We start from the raw sequence: 17,566 nt of genomic DNA on the forward strand, positions 1-17,566 counted from the left end.
AACTCAGTGCAAGGAACTTTAATAGCCAAACCAATGAGATCCATGCACGTGTAGCAGTGTTAAATAAATTTACCGAGTTAGGTCAACCACATACCCAAGTTATGCCTTAAATTTGAGTAGATATGGGTAATCTTAATTTTTACATCTTTGTGCAACAAAGCCGACCTGAGCGAAAAACTTCTCAATCGCCTGCTGTACAATTTCTGCATCCTGAAAAGACTTCAGGCCAGACACGCCCATTGCACCCACCAACTGCCCTTCATACAAAATCGGTTCACCACCTTCCAACATGCCAGAAAAGGTATCCATGGTCAGAAAACCCATTTGACCACCCTTAATAATGTCTTCAAATAACTTTGAAGGACGTCGACTAATCGCAGAACATTTTGCTTTTTCTAAACATAAATTTGCTGTCATGGGCGATGCACCATCCATACGTTTCATCGCGAGCAAATTGCCGGTTTCATCCGTTACCGCAATACTGACATTGAAACCTTGTTCGGCAGCATAAGCATGCGCTGTATTTAGTAAAAATTCTGCATCCGCCAAAGTTAAATAGTGCTTGGTTTTCATTTAAAATCCTTTTCTTAAAAGGCTGAACTTATAACAACAAAAAAGCCCACAGCAGGCTGCGGGCTTTATTCTAAAGCAGAATTTACCTATTTAAATGAAAATTACTTCATTTCAGCAAAAACTTCTTTTGCCATTTCAATGGTAAATGCAATATCTTCATCACTATGCGCGCTTGAGAAGAAGCCTGCTTCAAAAGCTGAAGGCGCTAAGTTTACACCGCGCTGTAACATGCCGTGGAAGAATGTACGGAAAGCATCTACATCACATTTCAAAATTGAATCAAAACCAGTGATTTCAGTTTGATCTGTAAAGTAAATACCAAACATGCCGCCCACTTGCTGCGTAAAGAACGGAATGCCTGCTTCGTCTGCAGCAGCTTGTAAACCAGCAAGTAAGCCTGCCAATTTTTCAGTTAATGTTTCATAGAAACCTTCTGCACGAAGATGCTTAAACATCTCAATACCTGCACGCATTGCAAGTGGGTTGCCTGATAATGTGCCTGCTTGATACACCTTGCCTAGTGGCGCAATGCATTCCATCACTTCACGTTTACCGCCAAATGCACCAACTGGCAGGCCAGCGCCAATAATCTTGCCTAAAGTGGTTAAGTCAGGCGTTACGCCATAATGCGCTTGCGCACCGCCAAGACCGACACGGAAACCTGTCATCACTTCATCAATGATAAACACAGAACCGTGCTCGTCACATACATCACGGATCGCCTGTAAGAAACCGTCAATTGGTTTCACTAAATTCATGTTGCCTGCAACTGGCTCAACAATCACACCTGCAATTTCTGAACCGAATTTTGCAAAGCATTCTTTCAGCATAGCAATATCGTTGTACGGCAGTGTTAAAGTGTGTTTGGCAAAATCAGCTGGTACACCTGCAGAAGTCGCCTCGCCCTCACCTTTAGTCAGTAGGCCAGAACCCGCTTTCACTAAAAGCGAATCTGAATGGCCATGGTAACAGCCTTCAAATTTTACAATCTTGTCACGACCCGTATAGCCACGTGCAAGACGAATTGCTGTCATGGTTGCTTCAGTCCCTGAGTTGGTCATACGAACCAATTCAATTGACGGCATAATTTCGCAAATAATATCAGCCAAAGTGGTTTCATGCACTGTTGGCGCACCAAAACTCAAACCATCAACTGCAGCTTCTTGCACAGCTTTAATAATGTCTGGCTGTGCATGGCCTAAAATCATTGGCCCCCAAGAACCGACATAGTCGACATAGCGCTTACCGTCGACGTCATACAAATATGCGCCTTGTGCTTTTTCGATAAATACCGGTGTACCGCCTACACCATTGAATGCGCGTACAGGAGAATTTACGCCACCAGGTATATGCTTGCTGGCTTGTTTAAATAATTGTTCTTGCTTAGCAGATAAAGTCATGAAAATACTCAACTCAAAAAATTTAAAATGCGATTCAATACTTAAGCTTTTTCAGCAAAAAGTTCAGACCAGTCATATACACGCTGTCCAACCACCGACATTGAACGGCCTAACACATCACTGATCACAGCACAAAGATCTGCACCCGCTTCAATGACTTCAGCGGAATTCTCTACAGTTAAACCGCCAATTGCGCAAATTGGCACGTTCAATTTAGCTTTGGCTTGTTTTAAAGTTTCTAAACCAATGTTACCTGCTTCAGGCTTGGTTTCAGTCGCAAAAATAGCGCCAAAAGCAACATAGTTTGCGCCATCCGCAATCGCTTGTTCAGCCAGTTCTAAAGAGTTATTACAACTGCGTCCAATCAACACACCTTTAGGCAAACGTTCTACTGCTTCTTGAATAGAACCATCATCTTGTCCTAAATGCACACCTACGCCGTACTGTACAGCTGCATCTAAGTCATCATTAATGACAAAAGGCACTTTGTACTGTTCGCATAAATGCTTCATATAACCAATTTCATAGTCCTGATTCTCTTTTGCAACATGCTTACGGCGATATTGCAAAACAGCCACTTCATACGTTGCCATTGCGCCTTCAAGCTTAGCTAAAAGTAGCTCAATCGGGTCATCATTGGTAATTAAATATAAACCGCGCATAATACAATCACTTATCAAAACTTAGCAGTATTATAGGCTGAACTACGGCTCTAAGCGCATAGATATTTGCTTGTGCACAGCAAGATTGACTGAGAAATTAAAAAAAAGATCTGTTTTTTACAAACAAGTGCTTTTAGGTACAAAAAATACCCAATTATAGGGATAGCGCCATGCCAATATTCACGCTTTAATAGCTTACACAACAACAGCAATAATATAAAAAAATCAGTACACTTTAAAAGAGAAACATACAGCGCAAATTGGATCTATAAGTGTTTCACCAAAAAACGTTTTGGGGAGCGTTGAAACACTTATAGATCCAACCTATTTTCATCTCATACTGCAGTTTTATAGTCCAAATCTAGTTAATCAATTCGGTTATATTTTATCTTTTGTTAAAATATTTTTGTGCATAAAAAAAGCCTAGAGAAGGTCACTCTAGGCTTGGAAAACTTGTCATATCTTTAATGACTGGCAATTAGTAGAAGAATAACAGTAAAAATGCATTATGTGTATAACGCATTTGGGTATTGTTACCTTTTATTAGAGCTTTTTATCTAATTTATATTTATTCCTCACCAAATTTGACAACACAAGCTCAAATAACTTTCTTCACTTGTGTCATTTTAGCTTTCAATACGGTCATGGCGACGATCGATCAAGCTTAAATTACCTCGAATAATATCGCTTAGCATGCGCCAATCCGAAATAAAGCTGTACATAGGTTGCTTGAAACTGGCAGGCTTGTTGCGCTCAAATACAAAATGCCCTACCCATGCACATGCATAACCAGAAACCAGCCCATAAAGTACATACTTTGGACGTCTTTTAAGAATCGCTTTGGAGAAAAAATACAGTCCTATTGTACTGCCAGTGGCATGTAAACGACGACTGGTAATATTACGATGCTCAGTCAAATAAAAACGATAAAAATCTGAATATTTTCGAATGGGTAATTGAAATTCGGGCTCTTGCTCAAACTTGGGTTGTACCTGCGCATTCATTGCAACGTCCTGATTGTTTTCTTCCACCTTAGCTTAAATTTCAATCAATGAAAAGCCATTTCATGCTCGGCTTTCACTCTGAAATATTGCCTTTAGTTTTGATACAGGACATGAAGTTTTGACCATACAAATTCAAAACAAATACGAAGTGATTTCGTGATCAAACAAAAAGATCAAGTCTTACTTTGCACTGATTTTTAGTTACAATCGAGCCTGAAAAATTGAAAACACATTCAATTTCAGGTGCTTTTTTAGGCAATCTGACATTGTAAACAGCCCTTTCCAAATCGGTTGTTTTTATTTAGGACATAATCATGGTTGAAGTTGAATTAAAATTTCAGATTCCAGAAGCACGACGCACAGCATTACTTAAAGCAATCGACCCAAAAAAATCAGAACAGATTCAACTTAAAGCCAAATATTTTGATACTGCCGATAAATTAATGGCACAACAACACGCAGCGATTCGCCAACGCTTAGAAGGAGATCGTTGGATACAAACGCTTAAAGCAGCTGGCAAAACCCATATTGAGCGCTTTGAACATAATCTTGATTTAGGTATACACGAAAATGCACCTGAGCTTGACTTGTCTGTTTATCAGCAATATACCGATGCCTTACAGGTACTAAAAAATGCGCTAGGCGATCAAGTTGATCAACTACAACTACAGTTTGAAACTGATATTCTGCGTACATGCCGTGTGATTCAATACGAAGATGCTGAAATTGAAGTTAGTCTAGATGTGGGCTGTATTCGTACTCAACATGCAGAAGAAATTGTGCATGAAGTCGAGTTTGAGTTAAAACAGGGTTCAATTCAGTCTTTACTGGCATTTTGCTTTGAATGGGTTAAAAAATATCAACTTTGGCTAGATGTTCGCAGTAAAGCTGAAATTGGAAATTTATTGGTTGCCTCGCAAGTGGTTAGCCCTGCGGTCGTTGCCAAAGACTTTGTACTAAGTAAAAAAGAACCTGCAAGCCAAAATTTAAAGACTTTAGTTGCACAGCAAATGCAACATTTACTGCCGAATATTGCGGCCATTTCTGCATCTGTTGCCACCCCTGAGCACATGCAAGAAGCTCGCACTGCCCTCAAACATTTACAATTAACCATTAGCTTATTTAAAGATTGGAACCCAGATGTTTCTGACAAATGGGGCTATCAATTAGAGGCTTTTAAGCAACAGTTTGACCAATTACAACACTTCGAACACATGCGCGATACGCTGGGTGCTTTTTTACAAAATCCAACGACTGCAGAGAATTTGGCCAAAGACATATTATATGCCAAAGAAAAACTCGGAAATTTGGTTAAATCGACCCTCAATGTGCATCATTATTTAGAACTGATGATGTTCAGCCTCAATGAAACCCAGCATGTACAAAGCCATGACTTAAAATGGTTTGCACACAACACATTGCAACAGCAATACAAGTTACTACAAGACAGTTTAAACCTTGCCGACATCACTGATTTTGAAAGCTTAGATGTGCTGGCTCGACATATTCAAGAGCTCAAATTTAGCTTCCCAATTTTAACCTCTATTTACGATGTAAAAAATCTACAGAAGTATGGTAAAGCACTTAATGATGCACAATTAGCAGCCCATGAATATCAGGTTTTATCTACATCTGCTCAATACATTCAACAAACTGAGCTAGAAGCCAGTGATTGGTTTGTACTCGGCTGGTTAACGGCGAAACAAGAAGTGTACGCACAGCGCCTACTGGAAGCGACTGAACAATTTTTAGTAAGTCGTAAATTGATTAAATAATTGAGCAAAATAACTTTGCCCTTTAATAAAAAGCAGACTGATGTCTGCTTTTTTATGCACTAAATGGATTGTCATGTAGTCCGCTAGATACGGCGTATTGAAACTGCATTGATCTGCTTAACGATTTTTCCCAAATACCTTCCATGTGTTGTTATCTGCCAATGCATCTGCATAACTATCACTACGCTGCTTACGGGGTTTATCGCGTGCATCCACCAACTTAAAATCAGGCTCTACACTCAACACAATACCATTCACATAGAAACGTGTTCGTGTGTAATCACTTTGCCCATGCTGAAAAACATACGTTCTTAAATCAATAAATTCGCGATGCGCAACCAGTACTGCCGTATCATCACTGTCTAACCAACGACGCATAGCCAAGACCTGCTCTGCCTCATATTGGCCACATTTTTCAATCAAACTCGCAATACCACGAAAGCTTTTAGATTCTTTGGCTCTGGTTTTATTAATTCGTATACGATCTACATGAAAATAAAACAGCGGTAGATTTAAATGACTGGGTAAATGAATGGCATCAATCAACTCATCCTCCATAAAAGGTTGAAACAGGTCTTGTGCTCTTTCAATGAGACCTGTCCATTGTTGATAGTATTCATCCACCTCTGCCTGAGTTCCATAATAAATTGGCAAGCCTTCTACATTGGCTAAATTTGCAGGTGGCCAAATGTTTTGACGTAATAAGGCAATATCACTTTTTAGACTTTGTACCGCTATGGCATCTTGCATAAAGCATCCATTTTATTGCTTAGGCTATTTTTAGATTAAGTCAAAGGTTTAGTTTCTGCAAGGCTTTGCCTATAATTAAGCTTTAAGATTTTAGATGTCAGGAAAAATTCATGGTTCAAAAGATTGATGCAACCGATGTAACCGAAGAAGAAGCGTTAAATGCGGCATTCTTTGAACGTGCAGATGAATTTATTAAACTCGCAAATGAATTTAGCCGTGTAGAAAAAGGCAGTGAAGAAAAACCTGCTGAAAAACGTGGCCAAATTAGTGCTGCTATGCTGTTTGGTACAGCGCGTTTTAATACGTGGGTGGCTGCCAACAACTTCAAAGATGGCAATGAAATGCGTGATGCCAAAGAGCAAGTGATGTCTTATGTATTACAGCAATTCCAAATGATGCTTGAAGACAACTACGACGAATATTGCGACCAGTTTGAAAACTACCTACGCTTCCGCCATAACGAAGAATTCCATGCCAATAAGCATAACCACGATCATAATCACTAAGTGATCGAATAAAGCTCCCCCTTGGGAGCTTTATTGTTTTTGTCACCGCCTCAAAGCTGTAAAAACACCCATTTGTCACTTTTTTATGATGTTTTGCTGTTTTATCGGCCCAGACCTTTTATATTAAAAATAGATTGCTGCAAACAAAGGACAGTCATGCATCAGCTCGGTTTTTCAATAATTGATGCCCACATTCATCAATGGGACCCGTATCACACGCCCCATGCAGCCAAAATGGCTGTTAAGCTTTTGGGTAAGCATCCCTATTTACTCGACAAAATGATCCGTCTTGTACAACCCGATGACCTGATTGAAACTGTTGGCCTAACTCAACACGTGACAGCACCTTATTTACCCAAAAACTATAAAGCTGATCTTGGCCACTATGATGTAGATAAAGTTGTGCATGTTGAAGCCAATTGGCATCATCAAAAAGGCAAAGCGGTGGTGGCTGAAACGGAATTTGTTTCAGCATTGGATTTTCAAGCCCAGCATTTGACCTTGGCTGGCATTGTAGGTACTGCAGATCCACATGATGCTAACTTTAAAAAAATTTTAAAACTACACCAAGCAGCATCACCGCTATTTCGTGGTATTCGTAAAATGGCGGCCTACCATGAAGACCCTAAAATTCATGCATGGACAGATGATCCGCATTTATATACCAATACAAAATTTATGAAGGGTTTTGAAGCCTTAGCTTCAATGAATTTAAGCTTTGATGCATGGGCATATTCCAGCCAACTACCTGACATTGTCCAATTGGCCAAAAGCTTTCCAGAAACATCTATTGTACTCGATCACTTTGGTACACCAGCAGGCCTTTTTGGCTCTGTGGGTTCACATACGGGATTAACCAAAACAGCGCGTGAAAATATTCTGTTCCATTGGCAAGAAGACATGGCTGAATTAGCAAGTTTGCCCAATGTTTACACCAAAATGTCTGGGCTATTTATGCCAATTTTGGGTCATCAATTTCATAAAGAAAAACGACTGGCCAGCAAAACTGAAGTATTTGATTTGGCTTATCCTTTAATTAGTCATGTTTTACAATGCTTTGGCCCTTATCGGATCATGTTTGCCTCAAACTTCCCAATGGATAGCGTCAGTACCAGTTTGGTCAATATTATTGATGCTTTTAGCGATGCTATAGCCGTATCACATCCAGAGGCTTTAAGCCTCATATTTCGTGATAATGCCAAACAGTTCTATCGCCTGTAAAACCATAATTGAAGTTTAGTTTGTGCTGTAGTCATTCAGACTCCCAATCACACATAAAGCACATTAGCAGTAGTAATAAAAAAGTGCCCTGAGGCGCTTTTTTATTGTTACTTTTTAGAAAATTAATCTTTCTTCAACGCTGAAGGTGGTTGATTAATGGTTTTACCATATTGGTCTGCCATTACCTCGACCAAGCCATCTAAATGAATATATTTTTGAATCACTGCATCAATATCTGCTTTGGTTAATTTTGCAATCGCCTGATCACGCTCTTCACGTTCAGCCAAAGTACGACCATGTTCCATCTGTGGAATAAGCATTGAATGAATACGGCGCTCATCTTCTAAAGCAGTGACACGCTTTTTCAGCATACTGGCTTTGGCCGCTTCAACTTCTTGTTCGGTCACACCTTTTGACAGCATTTCATTCAATACTTTATGTACTGCTTGAGACACTTGTGCCGACTTGCCCGCAGTATAGTTTGCCCCAATGCCCAAAGCACCTGAGTCTTTCCAACTACTGAAGTTTAAAGAGCTGTTAAAGCCATATACCAATGCATTCTTTTCACGTAGCTCTTGCGCTAAACGAGACGACAACTGCGAATCGCCTAAAATATGACGGAAGACTTGTAATGCTGGCATATCTACATGATATGAACCTACTGGAAAAGTCAATACTGCCTGATAACTACCAAATTCACGTTGCTCCGAAAGCACATGAACTTTTGTTGCATTTAATGCAGTATAGTCCGACTCCAAACGCTCAAAAGGTTCTTTGGTTGACCATTGCGAGAATTCTTTTTTCAGCAATTTTTGCATATTTTTAGCATCAAAATCACCAGTGACTGCAATATTAACGCGCTGTGTTTTAAAGAACTGTTGATACAGTTGCATTACCTGCTCGCGAGTGGCTGACTCATACTGCTTTTTAACCAAATCAGGTTCAAAGTGATAGCGTAAATCACCCGGTTGATACTTTTCTAACATTCGTGACAAGGTCATACCTGCCACAGTATCTGGCTCTGTATATGGACGATCTAAACTTGAAATACTTTGTGATTTAATTAAATCAAACTGGCTTTGTTCAAATGTTGGCGCTTTCACCACCGCCATAAAGTATTTAAAAAATTCGTCAAATTTTTCTTTTTTGGCCGAAAGTTGCAAGCTTAGTCCATTCGAACTTGCACTCACTGAAGCACCACCACCACTTTCAATAATTTTATCCGTGATGTCTTGCAGGCTTCGCTCAGCTGATGCTCTAAATAGCAAGTATGCAGTCAGGTCTAATACCTCACCTTTATTCATCAGAGATTGCGCTGTACCAAAGTCCAAGGCAATCGTGGCATAGGTCTTATCATCACGTGTCTGTGTTGGGAACAGTGCGTATTGAATGCCATTTTTGAGTTTGCCACGTTGGATTTGTTGTTCTTTCGAAGTCAAATAACCTTTCGATTGTTCAACATATTGTTTTACCTCAGCCTGATAGGAAGCAACATCTTTTAAAGGCTCTTCCTTAGCTATAGTTGCATCTAAGGTTTGAGCATGCTCTGCCACTTTTTGTGTTTGTGCTTTTTTCTGATCTTCAGGCGTTGGTAAAATATTACCTACAATACGATTTTCAGGCACTAAAAATGCCTTATAGGTACGATTGACTTCGTCGACGGTCATTTTTTGCAAATCGTCTAAATCTTTAAAATATTTAGCCCAATTACCATCATAAGCCACATAATAATCACTAATACGTGTACCTATTGCCGATGCATTATTTTTAATGGAATCGGCCTGATTACGCGTCATCGCTTTTACCCGATTTAGCTCAGCATCATTAAATGCTTGAGTCTGTTCAACCCCTTTATTTAAAGTGGTTTGAACCTGTTGTGCATTTTGGTTTGGCGCATACACTGCACCCATGAACACCAAGTTAAAATCTCGGTCTAACCATGTACTTGACTGTACGGCGTTCGCAATTCCAGTTTCTACAACATCTTTATACAAATGGCCACTAGGTTGTAATGAATAAAGCACAGGAGATACAGATAAAGCTGTTGTAATCGCATCATCCGCGCCATTCAAATAAATATTGAATTTGGCTAAATCACTACCCTTTTGTACGCTAAATTCACGTTGTTTAATATCTTTACCACGAATGGTTGGCACTTTAGGTTGTGCAGGTACAGCTCGAGATGCAATTGGGCTAAATTGTGCATCAATTTGCTTCAATACTGCTTGTGCATCAAATTTACCAGACAGCACCATCACCGCGTTATTAGGCGCATACCAAGTACGATAAAATGAATTTAACTCTTGCATCTTGATCGATTGCAGTTCGTTTAAATCACCAATCGGCAAGCGTCCTAAATATTGATTGCCATAAGCTGATTTAAAAATTTGATCCATCAGCACAGAAAAAGGCTGATCTAGACGAATTTCACGTTCACGCTTCACAATGGCAATTTCTGAAGGGACATATTTTTCTTGTAAGACCAGCTTATCCATGCGCTCAGCTTCTAAATGAATAACTTCATTGAGTACGCTCTGCTCAGGACGAATTATATTGGTATATTTTGTTGAATAGTAATCTGTACTGGCATTGGTACCTAGAGTGTACTGATCTAAACGGCGATGAAACTCTTCACCTTTAATATTTTGCGTACCCTTAAATGCCAAATGTTCTAATAGATGCGCCAAACCACCTTTACCTTGCGGATCATTCAATGAGCCCGTACGGTAAATGGTATTCATAAATACTTTATTTTCTTTATCATTCGGGGCAAGAATAATTCGAAAACCGTTGTCTAATGTATATTCTTGAATGTTATTGTCTGTTTTGATTAAAACAGGTTGTGCGAGCACTGCGCTAGTTGAAGCCAACAAAAAAAGCGACAGCGTGAGTTGTTTTAAACGCATATTTATTTATAAACCTTCATGTAACATTCAATTATTCTATGTTGCAATTATAAGAGAATGATTCTCATTTTATAGTGAATTTTATGTTATTTATTAAATTATTTTGTCTTTTAAGCACTTATCTTCCTGTTTGTATGCAGTAGCATCATTAGTTTGGACACATATCAACCATTCAGAAATAAATACAGCACTTAAAAGACCCACACTAAAATGTATATAACAATTAAACTTGATCTACATTAATCTCAGCTTGCATATATAACTTTGCATAACCCGCAATTTCAATCCGATCATTGTCCAACAAGGTGCAATATAATGCCCCACCACGTGCAGAAGCTTGATATGCAAGTAACGAATTTTTCAACAGTTTCTCTGCCCACAGAGGCGCAATTGCAGTATGAATTGAACCCGTCACAGGGTCTTCATTAATGCCATTGGCTGGAGCAAAATAACGTGATACGCAGTCATATTGTTCACCCAATGAGGTAATCGCAACATCAGTTGGCGATTGTAATTCAGATGCCGTAATCGCCGTGCGTATCTTCCCTAAGGTTTTAAGCAATTCTAAGTTGGGCTGTTCATCGAGCACATCTTGTACACTTTCATACTCCACAATATAAGCTTGGGCATTTAAATACACATTTTTAAAAGGCTTAGTGAGCGCTTGGCGTAATTCATCTGGGTATTCAGTCACCAGACTGGCTTTGCGCTGTGGAAAATTCATTTTAATTTTGCCATCTGCTTCTTGTTCCACAATAAAAATACCCAAATTTTTAACGTGAAAATAAATCTTTTTGGCTGATGTATAGTCTTTAAACAAGACAAAACTACTGGCTAAAGTTGCATGGCCACAAAAATCAACTTCTGTTGTGGGTGTAAACCACCGAATTTCAAAGTTTTCTGCATCTATCGACTTAACAAATGCCGTTTCAGATAAGTTATTTTCCAATGCAATATTTTGCATAAGCTCATCGCCGAGCCATTCATCCAATACCAATACCGCAGCTGGATTTCCTTTAAATAACGCATCTGTAAACGCGTCCACTTGATACATTTTCATGGTTTAAATTCCAAATAAACTGTCTGTATTTTATGAGCTTTTATGCATTCATATTGCCTAATATGCTATATGTTATGTAACAACCCGCTAAATTTTCGTCATCTATTTCTATAAATTATGAATGAGCTTAATTTACACCCACATTTACTCCCTGTCCCTTTAGAAAAGGCCTATCGCTTACTCAATCACGGCCCAACAGTTTTGGTTTCTGCGCAAGATCAAACGCATACAGGAGTCATGACAGCGGCCTGGGCCTGTCCAGTCGAGTTTAAGCCTGCCAAAGTTAGTGTAGTGCTCGATAAAAGCACCATGACCCGAAGCATCATTGAAAATTCTGGCCACTTTGTGTTGCAAGTTCCCAATTTAAAACAGCTTAAAATGGTTTATGCGCTGGGTATGATGAGCCAACACGATGCGCCTGAAAAACTACGCCAATGTGGCGTCAATTTATTTCATTTTCCACATTCAACCCTGCCCGCTGTTGACGGTTGCTCGGCATGGTTATTATGCAAACTCATCCATGAACCGCACCATCAGCAACAACATGATTTGTTTATAGGTGAAGTGATTCATGCCTATGCAGATGAACGCATTTTTAGGGATGGCCATTGGTTATTTGATCAAGCTTCAGATGATTGGAAAAGCTTACATCATGTCGCTGGCGGTCATTTTTACACCATTGGTCAAGCCGTGTCAGTTGAATAACATAGTTTCGCAACACTTCTACAAATACAGCGCATATCTATGCTAGTGATTTGTTCATATGCAATGCTTTCACGTTGGAATCAACGCGAAAGCTCAACCATAATCTTTTAAGTTTAAAATTTAGCGCCCCAAAGGATTCGGGTGTTGTTGTAAATACGCCCGACCCAATGCTTCTGAGCCACGGTAGTTTAAATGGTTGTTGTCTTGATCACGGTATAACGCAACGCCCTGAATCGAAGCCGAACAATGACCGCTTTTACATAGTGCCACTTTTGGATCAATCACTTTGAGCTGTGGGTAGCGCTGTTGTAACTGTTGCAATATCTGAGCAAATTGCTGCATTGCAGGATCCTGTTGCAAAGCAAAATCACAGCTTACATGACGACCCAAAGCTTCTGCACGCACAGGGCAATTTGCATGCATTCGCCCTGTAAGCGTCGGTGTATCCAAAATAATCATCACCTCATTGGCCGATTTGAATAAAATAGGCATCGCTTCATTCAAACTATTAAACATCAGTTGCGCTGAGCTGGCTTGTGGCAAATTATTCAGTCGATAGGTACGTAAGTAATTTTCAAAATAGCCGGCTAAAACAATTTGATTAAAGTGATGTGTCTGCAAATAATCAATGAGTGCATCATTACGTGCTCTAAATTTCGTGTCTAGAGTGAATCCAGCTTTAGTTGGAATATATAAATCCACGTGAGGCAAAAAGATTGTGGTGTCCTGTGTTGCATCATAACCTCGTAAGCCCGCATCTTTAGCCCATACATCTAACATGCCTGTAAAATGATTAGCATGTGAATCGCCAATCAACATAAAATCAATCTGTGGCTTATCTACACCCAATATACACTTTTGTGTAGGAGCCAATTGATTTGGTGCTAGGCCATTGTGGCATATACCACGGATCTCATGCGCATAGCTAATCAAGCCATCCGAATGTTGTTGAACACTGGCTTCAAATCGGTTTGGAAAGCCATTTTCTATCTCAACCAAATGAGCACTTGCGGTAATGGTTAGAGCTGGAATTAAAAAGCCAATCAGGATAACTTTTGTACTGGATGCCCGACTAAAACGGCGACAAGGCAACTCAATCCAACGATAGCTCGCATAGGCCAACAGCACGGTACTCAATACAATCAGCACTTGATTGAGTGCATTTAAACTTAATAAATAAATATTTAAAAATACGATGAGTGGCCAATGCCATAAATACATCGGATAAGAAATTTTGCCGATCCATGTACTCCATTTATGTACTAGCAAAGGATTTGCATGCGCTGTCTGTCCGCCTACATAAATAATCAGTGCTGTTGCCATGCATGGAATAAGGGCCATTAAACCAGGAAAATGGGTGCTATGCCCCATGCAAACTGCCGACACTAAAATGGTGATCAAACCTAACCAAACTAAATAGCTTGCCCATTTATCTTGCAATACATGTTTGGGTAAAAAACAAACCAATGCGCCAACCAACAGCTCAAATGCTCGAACTGGCATCGCAAAATAGGCTTTGGCGATATTCTGTTGCATTGCCATTTCAGCATTTATAATCAGTAATACAATCAGACTCAGGACAAGTCCTGACATCCATTTTATAGGAACACGTTTGAGTAAAAACAATAAACACAAAGGCCAAAAAATATAAAACTGCTCTTCTACGCCTAAGGACCATAAGTGTAAAAGCGGAATTTGATCGGTGTTCAGACTAAAATAATCCCCCACTTCTTCACGCATGAACACATTGGCCATAAAGAAGATGGCGTAGTTCAGACTTTTAAAATATTTTTCCAGTTCATGCGGTAACATCAGCATACAACTGATCAACGTCACCACCAGCAACATACTGTGCAAGGCTGGTGCTAAACGTATAATACGTTTTTTATAAAAACTGCTGATACTAAACTGATGCTGTAGACTATCTTTAATCAAAATAGCCGTAATTAAATACCCAGAAATCACAAAAAAGACATCAACCCCAATATATCCCCCCGAAAATAAAGACAGACCAATATGATTAAAAATCACTAAACTCACGGCTAATGCGCGTAGTCCGTCAATGTCTTCACGGTAGGAAATACTCATGTAATTTTACTGGTTATAAATGACTCGCTATTTTAGAACTATCGCTTCTACATTCAATGTGTATTGCAAAAAAATTATGTATTTTTAGCGCAAATCCGCACATAAGTCGTTGCTAAAAACATGCTATGTTAAAGCATCTCTTTTATTCTTCGACCCGATAAATGACTTATAAAATTCACTGTATCGACGTTAAAAATCAATTACAAAACTATATATGGTTGCTTGAGCATCAAGACAGCGCAGAAGTTGTGGCTATAGACCCAACAGAAGCTCATTTGGTTGAAGAATACTGTCAATTACACCAACTTAAATTGGCACAAATTTGGTTAACGCATTGGCATAAAGACCATATTGGCGGTGTACCTGAACTGGTTGCAACGCGTTCGATTCCAGTATTTGGCCCACGCGAAGAATTGTCCAAAATTCCATTTATTTCTAATGCGCTCATGCACGAACAAGTTATTGAATTTCATGATTTGAAGATTGAAATTATTGCTGTTCCAGGGCATACCTTAGGTCATATTGTCTATTTTATCGATGCACTTGATGCGGTATTTTGTGGCGACACGCTATTTGCCATGGGGTGTGGTCGCGTTTTTGAAGGCACACATCAGCAAATGTTTCACTCATTATCACGTTTGGCCGCCCTACCACCCCGAACAGAAGTCTATTGCACACATGAATATACCCTTTCAAATGCGCAATTTGCTTTGCATGTCGAGCCAAACAATATGGCCATTCAGCAGCGTGCCGAAGATGTAAAACGTAAACGGATGCTTGGTGAATGCACACTGCCTAGCCGTATTGACATAGAGTTAGAAACTAATCCATTTTTAAGAGCAGAGAGTATTGAAGAATTTCAGCGTTTAAGGGAATTAAAAGATAACTTTTAAATAATGATTGTGAGCAATCATCTTCACCAGCTTTAACTTTACTTCAGTTGGGTCAAGCCCATCGACACAGCGTAATTTGAAAAAAATTCAGAGCACGCTGTGCTTGGTAAGTACTTATAAAATCTGATTGTTTTGTGTGTACAAGTCTAAGTCTGCTTGTGTCACTACGCGCATGGCATGCATTTCATCTACACGTACTAACAATAAACCGCTTAATGCAGGCTGGTAACGACGTGCACTGCCAAATGGCGTATAAGCAACAGTTGATTCAGTTGAAAATACCAGCCAATCTTCATGTCCTAACATAACCGCTACAGCTTGAAGGCCTTGCTGTTGCATCGCTTCAATCTGTGCTTTTACCTGACTTTCAATTGTGGCTGTACTCATTTCTGCTCTCATATACACATGGATCTAAATAGTAGTGAAGTATAATGGCTTCCCACTCAATCCATACAGTTTTGTATGGCTCAATGCTGAATAAAGTATCATTGCCTATACAACTATACTGGCCTACTTGGTTCCACCTAAATTGACATATCCGTTCCAAGCAATTAGTAAGGCGCATTTATCCTGCTAAGTTAGACTCTTCTACGCTACAAAGGATTCATAATTACATTTATGTTTGCAGACCCAAGACAGCACACTAGACCATAGAAATTCTGCGCACTTAAACTTTTTAGTTAAACTTAATATATTTAGTTACATGATTAAAATATCTAAAAATATGAAGGATTTGTTTAATTCCTCTAATGCCAAAAACACATTATTCGATGAAAAAATATTCAAAATAAAATATTTTATATAAAACTAAGTCAACAGACCTTTAAAAATGATTTGGATGTCCCTATTAATATTTTTAAGATGAATATGGAGTTCGCTTGTGAAAAAAGTGGTTAAAGCAAAAAATCTAATCGCCTTCCGTCTATGGTTAGAAAAACTCGGCTACAACGTACGTAACTTGGCCGATGGTCGTGGTTTTACTTTCAGTTTCAAAAAAGAATATGGTTTAGTGACTTATGAACTTGCAGGAAATGCTTTAGCAATGCAATTAGGTGAAGAATTTGAGGATCATCTTAAGGCCTAAATCACACTTAAAGCTCGCTCAACCATTTTTAAGTTGCATCAACAGCTCAATCAAATAAGGAAAGTTTGATCAGCCCAATTTTTTTTATTCTTTATTAAGCTTGGATTATTCCAAGCTTTTTTCTATTTAGCAGGCGTACATGGTATATGTTACCCTTTTCATTAGATGCTAAATCAAACAAGCTTAAATCTAAACCTAAGCTTAAAAATAAATACTTAGACATTTTTCTGCCTTAGGCTGAAATAAAACTATGGAACGTAGATCAAAAAACAGGTGCCATCCATGAATCATCATAAAAAATCCTTTCCCGTAAGCTGTTTACAGAAACAAATTTAACTAAGATACTGATACCTATTAATAAAATTCAAGAATTGCGTATAACGTGTATTATGTTAATTTTAGAAAATCTTAATTTTTGAATATTTGTGGAAAACTTCTAAAAAGAATATTTGGAATATCATTTGGAAAAACAGTTTCACTGGTTTCTCTTAAGTCTTCTAATTTCCACCAATTACTTTTACTAATAACTTTTTTTTCGTGATCACTCCAGTTATTAGTCTTAATCTCATCATCTTTAACGAAAATCACAAAAAATCTTTCATTAGAAATTACTATTTCAGAACTAGGTAATAGCATTTCAAAATTTCGTGTATCAACACATATTCCTACATCATCTCGAACTATACCTGTTTCTTCATATAATTCTCTACAAGCAGCTTGCTCAAAAGTTTCTCCATTTTCAACTCCCCCACCAACAGTAGCCCAGTATTTCTGCCCAGCTAAAGCATCATTTTCATGAAAAAATTGAAAAAGTAAAACTTCTAAATTTTCATTTATTATTAATAATCTTGAAGATTTTCTAACGCGCATTAAATTAAATTCTTTATAAATATTAATTCATAAATTATATACAGTTCTTAAATTAAATTTTATTCCCAT

At 38.6% G+C, this 17,566-nt stretch carries 17 protein-coding genes and 1 pseudogene; 7 read left to right on the forward strand and 11 right to left on the reverse strand.

Annotated elements, in window-relative coordinates; genetic code table 11:
* Positions 1 to 110, forward strand: a pseudogene (locus HYG93_RS11455) (IS5/IS1182 family transposase); the annotation flags it as partial.
* Between the two features lie 22 nt (positions 111 to 132).
* Here HYG93_RS11455 and HYG93_RS11460 read toward each other — a convergent pair.
* The 4 genes from HYG93_RS11460 to HYG93_RS11475 all read right to left on the reverse strand — a co-directional run bounded on the left by HYG93_RS11460 (position 133) and on the right by HYG93_RS11475 (position 3,639).
* On the reverse strand, positions 133 to 573 hold the full coding sequence (locus HYG93_RS11460) for a heme-binding protein (RefSeq protein WP_106986619.1): 441 nt from the start codon (positions 571 to 573) through the stop codon (positions 133 to 135).
* A gap of 101 nt (positions 574 to 674) precedes the next feature.
* Positions 675 to 1,973 carry a glutamate-1-semialdehyde 2,1-aminomutase gene (gene hemL, locus HYG93_RS11465; RefSeq protein WP_106986620.1) on the reverse strand — a complete coding sequence of 433 codons (1,299 nt, stop codon included), beginning with the start codon at positions 1,971 to 1,973 and terminating at the stop codon, positions 675 to 677.
* 41 nt (positions 1,974 to 2,014) lie between these two features.
* Positions 2,015 to 2,635: a thiamine phosphate synthase gene (thiE, locus tag HYG93_RS11470; protein ID WP_106986621.1), complete on the reverse strand. Its 621-nt coding sequence runs from the start codon at positions 2,633 to 2,635 to the stop codon at positions 2,015 to 2,017.
* 626 nt (positions 2,636 to 3,261) lie between these two features.
* A complete protein-coding gene (locus HYG93_RS11475) occupies positions 3,262 to 3,639 on the reverse strand; it encodes a DUF962 domain-containing protein (protein WP_106986622.1) in 378 nt (125 codons plus the stop codon).
* Positions 3,640 to 3,953: 314 nt separating this feature from the next.
* On the opposite strand from HYG93_RS11475, the gene HYG93_RS11480 reads away from it, so the two are divergent.
* Positions 3,954 to 5,414 (forward strand): inorganic triphosphatase, encoded by a 1,461-nt coding sequence (locus tag HYG93_RS11480; protein WP_178962493.1) that lies wholly within the window; start codon positions 3,954 to 3,956, stop codon positions 5,412 to 5,414.
* A gap of 117 nt (positions 5,415 to 5,531) precedes the next feature.
* Here HYG93_RS11480 and HYG93_RS11485 read toward each other — a convergent pair whose 3' ends face one another.
* Positions 5,532 to 6,164 carry a hypothetical protein gene (locus HYG93_RS11485; protein WP_106986624.1) on the reverse strand — a complete coding sequence of 211 codons (633 nt, stop codon included), beginning with the start codon at positions 6,162 to 6,164 and terminating at the stop codon, positions 5,532 to 5,534.
* Between the two features lie 110 nt (positions 6,165 to 6,274).
* On the opposite strand from HYG93_RS11485, the gene HYG93_RS11490 reads away from it, so the two are divergent.
* On the forward strand, positions 6,275 to 6,670 hold the full coding sequence (locus HYG93_RS11490; protein ID WP_106986625.1) for a DUF3144 domain-containing protein: 396 nt from the start codon (positions 6,275 to 6,277) through the stop codon (positions 6,668 to 6,670).
* Between the two features lie 156 nt (positions 6,671 to 6,826).
* Positions 6,827 to 7,891 carry an amidohydrolase gene (locus tag HYG93_RS11495; RefSeq protein WP_106986626.1) on the forward strand — a complete coding sequence of 355 codons (1,065 nt, stop codon included), beginning with the start codon at positions 6,827 to 6,829 and terminating at the stop codon, positions 7,889 to 7,891.
* A gap of 122 nt (positions 7,892 to 8,013) precedes the next feature.
* Here the strand turns inward: HYG93_RS11495 and HYG93_RS11500 are convergent, their stop codons facing one another.
* Positions 8,014 to 10,797 carry a pitrilysin family protein gene (locus HYG93_RS11500; protein WP_218646819.1) on the reverse strand — a complete coding sequence of 928 codons (2,784 nt, stop codon included), beginning with the start codon at positions 10,795 to 10,797 and terminating at the stop codon, positions 8,014 to 8,016.
* Positions 10,798 to 11,020: 223 nt separating this feature from the next.
* Positions 11,021 to 11,857, reverse strand: coding sequence for a PhzF family phenazine biosynthesis protein (locus tag HYG93_RS11505; RefSeq protein WP_106986628.1), 837 nt, complete (start codon positions 11,855 to 11,857; stop codon positions 11,021 to 11,023).
* Between the two features lie 117 nt (positions 11,858 to 11,974).
* Here HYG93_RS11505 and HYG93_RS11510 point away from each other — a divergent pair, with 117 nt between their 5' ends.
* Complete coding sequence (locus HYG93_RS11510; RefSeq protein WP_117006996.1) at positions 11,975 to 12,562, forward strand: flavin reductase family protein; 588 nt, start codon at positions 11,975 to 11,977, stop codon at positions 12,560 to 12,562.
* Positions 12,563 to 12,682: 120 nt separating this feature from the next.
* Here the strand turns inward: HYG93_RS11510 and HYG93_RS11515 are convergent, their stop codons facing one another.
* Positions 12,683 to 14,650, reverse strand: a complete 1,968-nt coding sequence (locus tag HYG93_RS11515) for an acyltransferase family protein (RefSeq protein WP_120365895.1) — start codon at positions 14,648 to 14,650, stop codon at positions 12,683 to 12,685.
* A gap of 161 nt (positions 14,651 to 14,811) precedes the next feature.
* Here HYG93_RS11515 and gloB point away from each other — a divergent pair, with 161 nt between their 5' ends.
* On the forward strand, positions 14,812 to 15,543 hold the full coding sequence (gene gloB / locus HYG93_RS11520; RefSeq protein WP_120365894.1) for a hydroxyacylglutathione hydrolase: 732 nt from the start codon (positions 14,812 to 14,814) through the stop codon (positions 15,541 to 15,543).
* A 114-nt stretch (positions 15,544 to 15,657) separates the two neighbouring features.
* On the opposite strand, the gene HYG93_RS11525 is transcribed toward gloB, so the two are convergent.
* On the reverse strand, positions 15,658 to 15,930 hold the full coding sequence (locus HYG93_RS11525) for a hypothetical protein (protein ID WP_106986632.1): 273 nt from the start codon (positions 15,928 to 15,930) through the stop codon (positions 15,658 to 15,660).
* 493 nt (positions 15,931 to 16,423) lie between these two features.
* On the opposite strand from HYG93_RS11525, the gene HYG93_RS11530 reads away from it, so the two are divergent.
* Positions 16,424 to 16,627 carry a hypothetical protein gene (locus HYG93_RS11530; RefSeq protein WP_106986633.1) on the forward strand — a complete coding sequence of 68 codons (204 nt, stop codon included), beginning with the start codon at positions 16,424 to 16,426 and terminating at the stop codon, positions 16,625 to 16,627.
* A gap of 94 nt (positions 16,628 to 16,721) precedes the next feature.
* Here the strand turns inward: HYG93_RS11530 and HYG93_RS19425 are convergent, their stop codons facing one another.
* Together HYG93_RS19425 and HYG93_RS11535 are read right to left on the reverse strand one after the other, a co-directional pair.
* The gene (locus tag HYG93_RS19425; RefSeq protein WP_256733458.1) at positions 16,722 to 16,850 is read right to left on the reverse strand and encodes a hypothetical protein; all 129 of its coding nucleotides are present in this window, start codon (positions 16,848 to 16,850) and stop codon (positions 16,722 to 16,724) included.
* A 185-nt stretch (positions 16,851 to 17,035) separates the two neighbouring features.
* Positions 17,036 to 17,497 (reverse strand): NUDIX hydrolase, encoded by a 462-nt coding sequence (locus tag HYG93_RS11535; protein ID WP_120364381.1) that lies wholly within the window; start codon positions 17,495 to 17,497, stop codon positions 17,036 to 17,038.
* Between the last annotated feature and the right edge of the window lie 69 nt (positions 17,498 to 17,566).

The sequence above is a fragment of the Acinetobacter sp. SwsAc6 genome (assembly GCF_013391565.1).
In the GTDB taxonomy this organism is placed as follows: domain Bacteria; phylum Pseudomonadota; class Gammaproteobacteria; order Pseudomonadales; family Moraxellaceae; genus Acinetobacter; species Acinetobacter cumulans.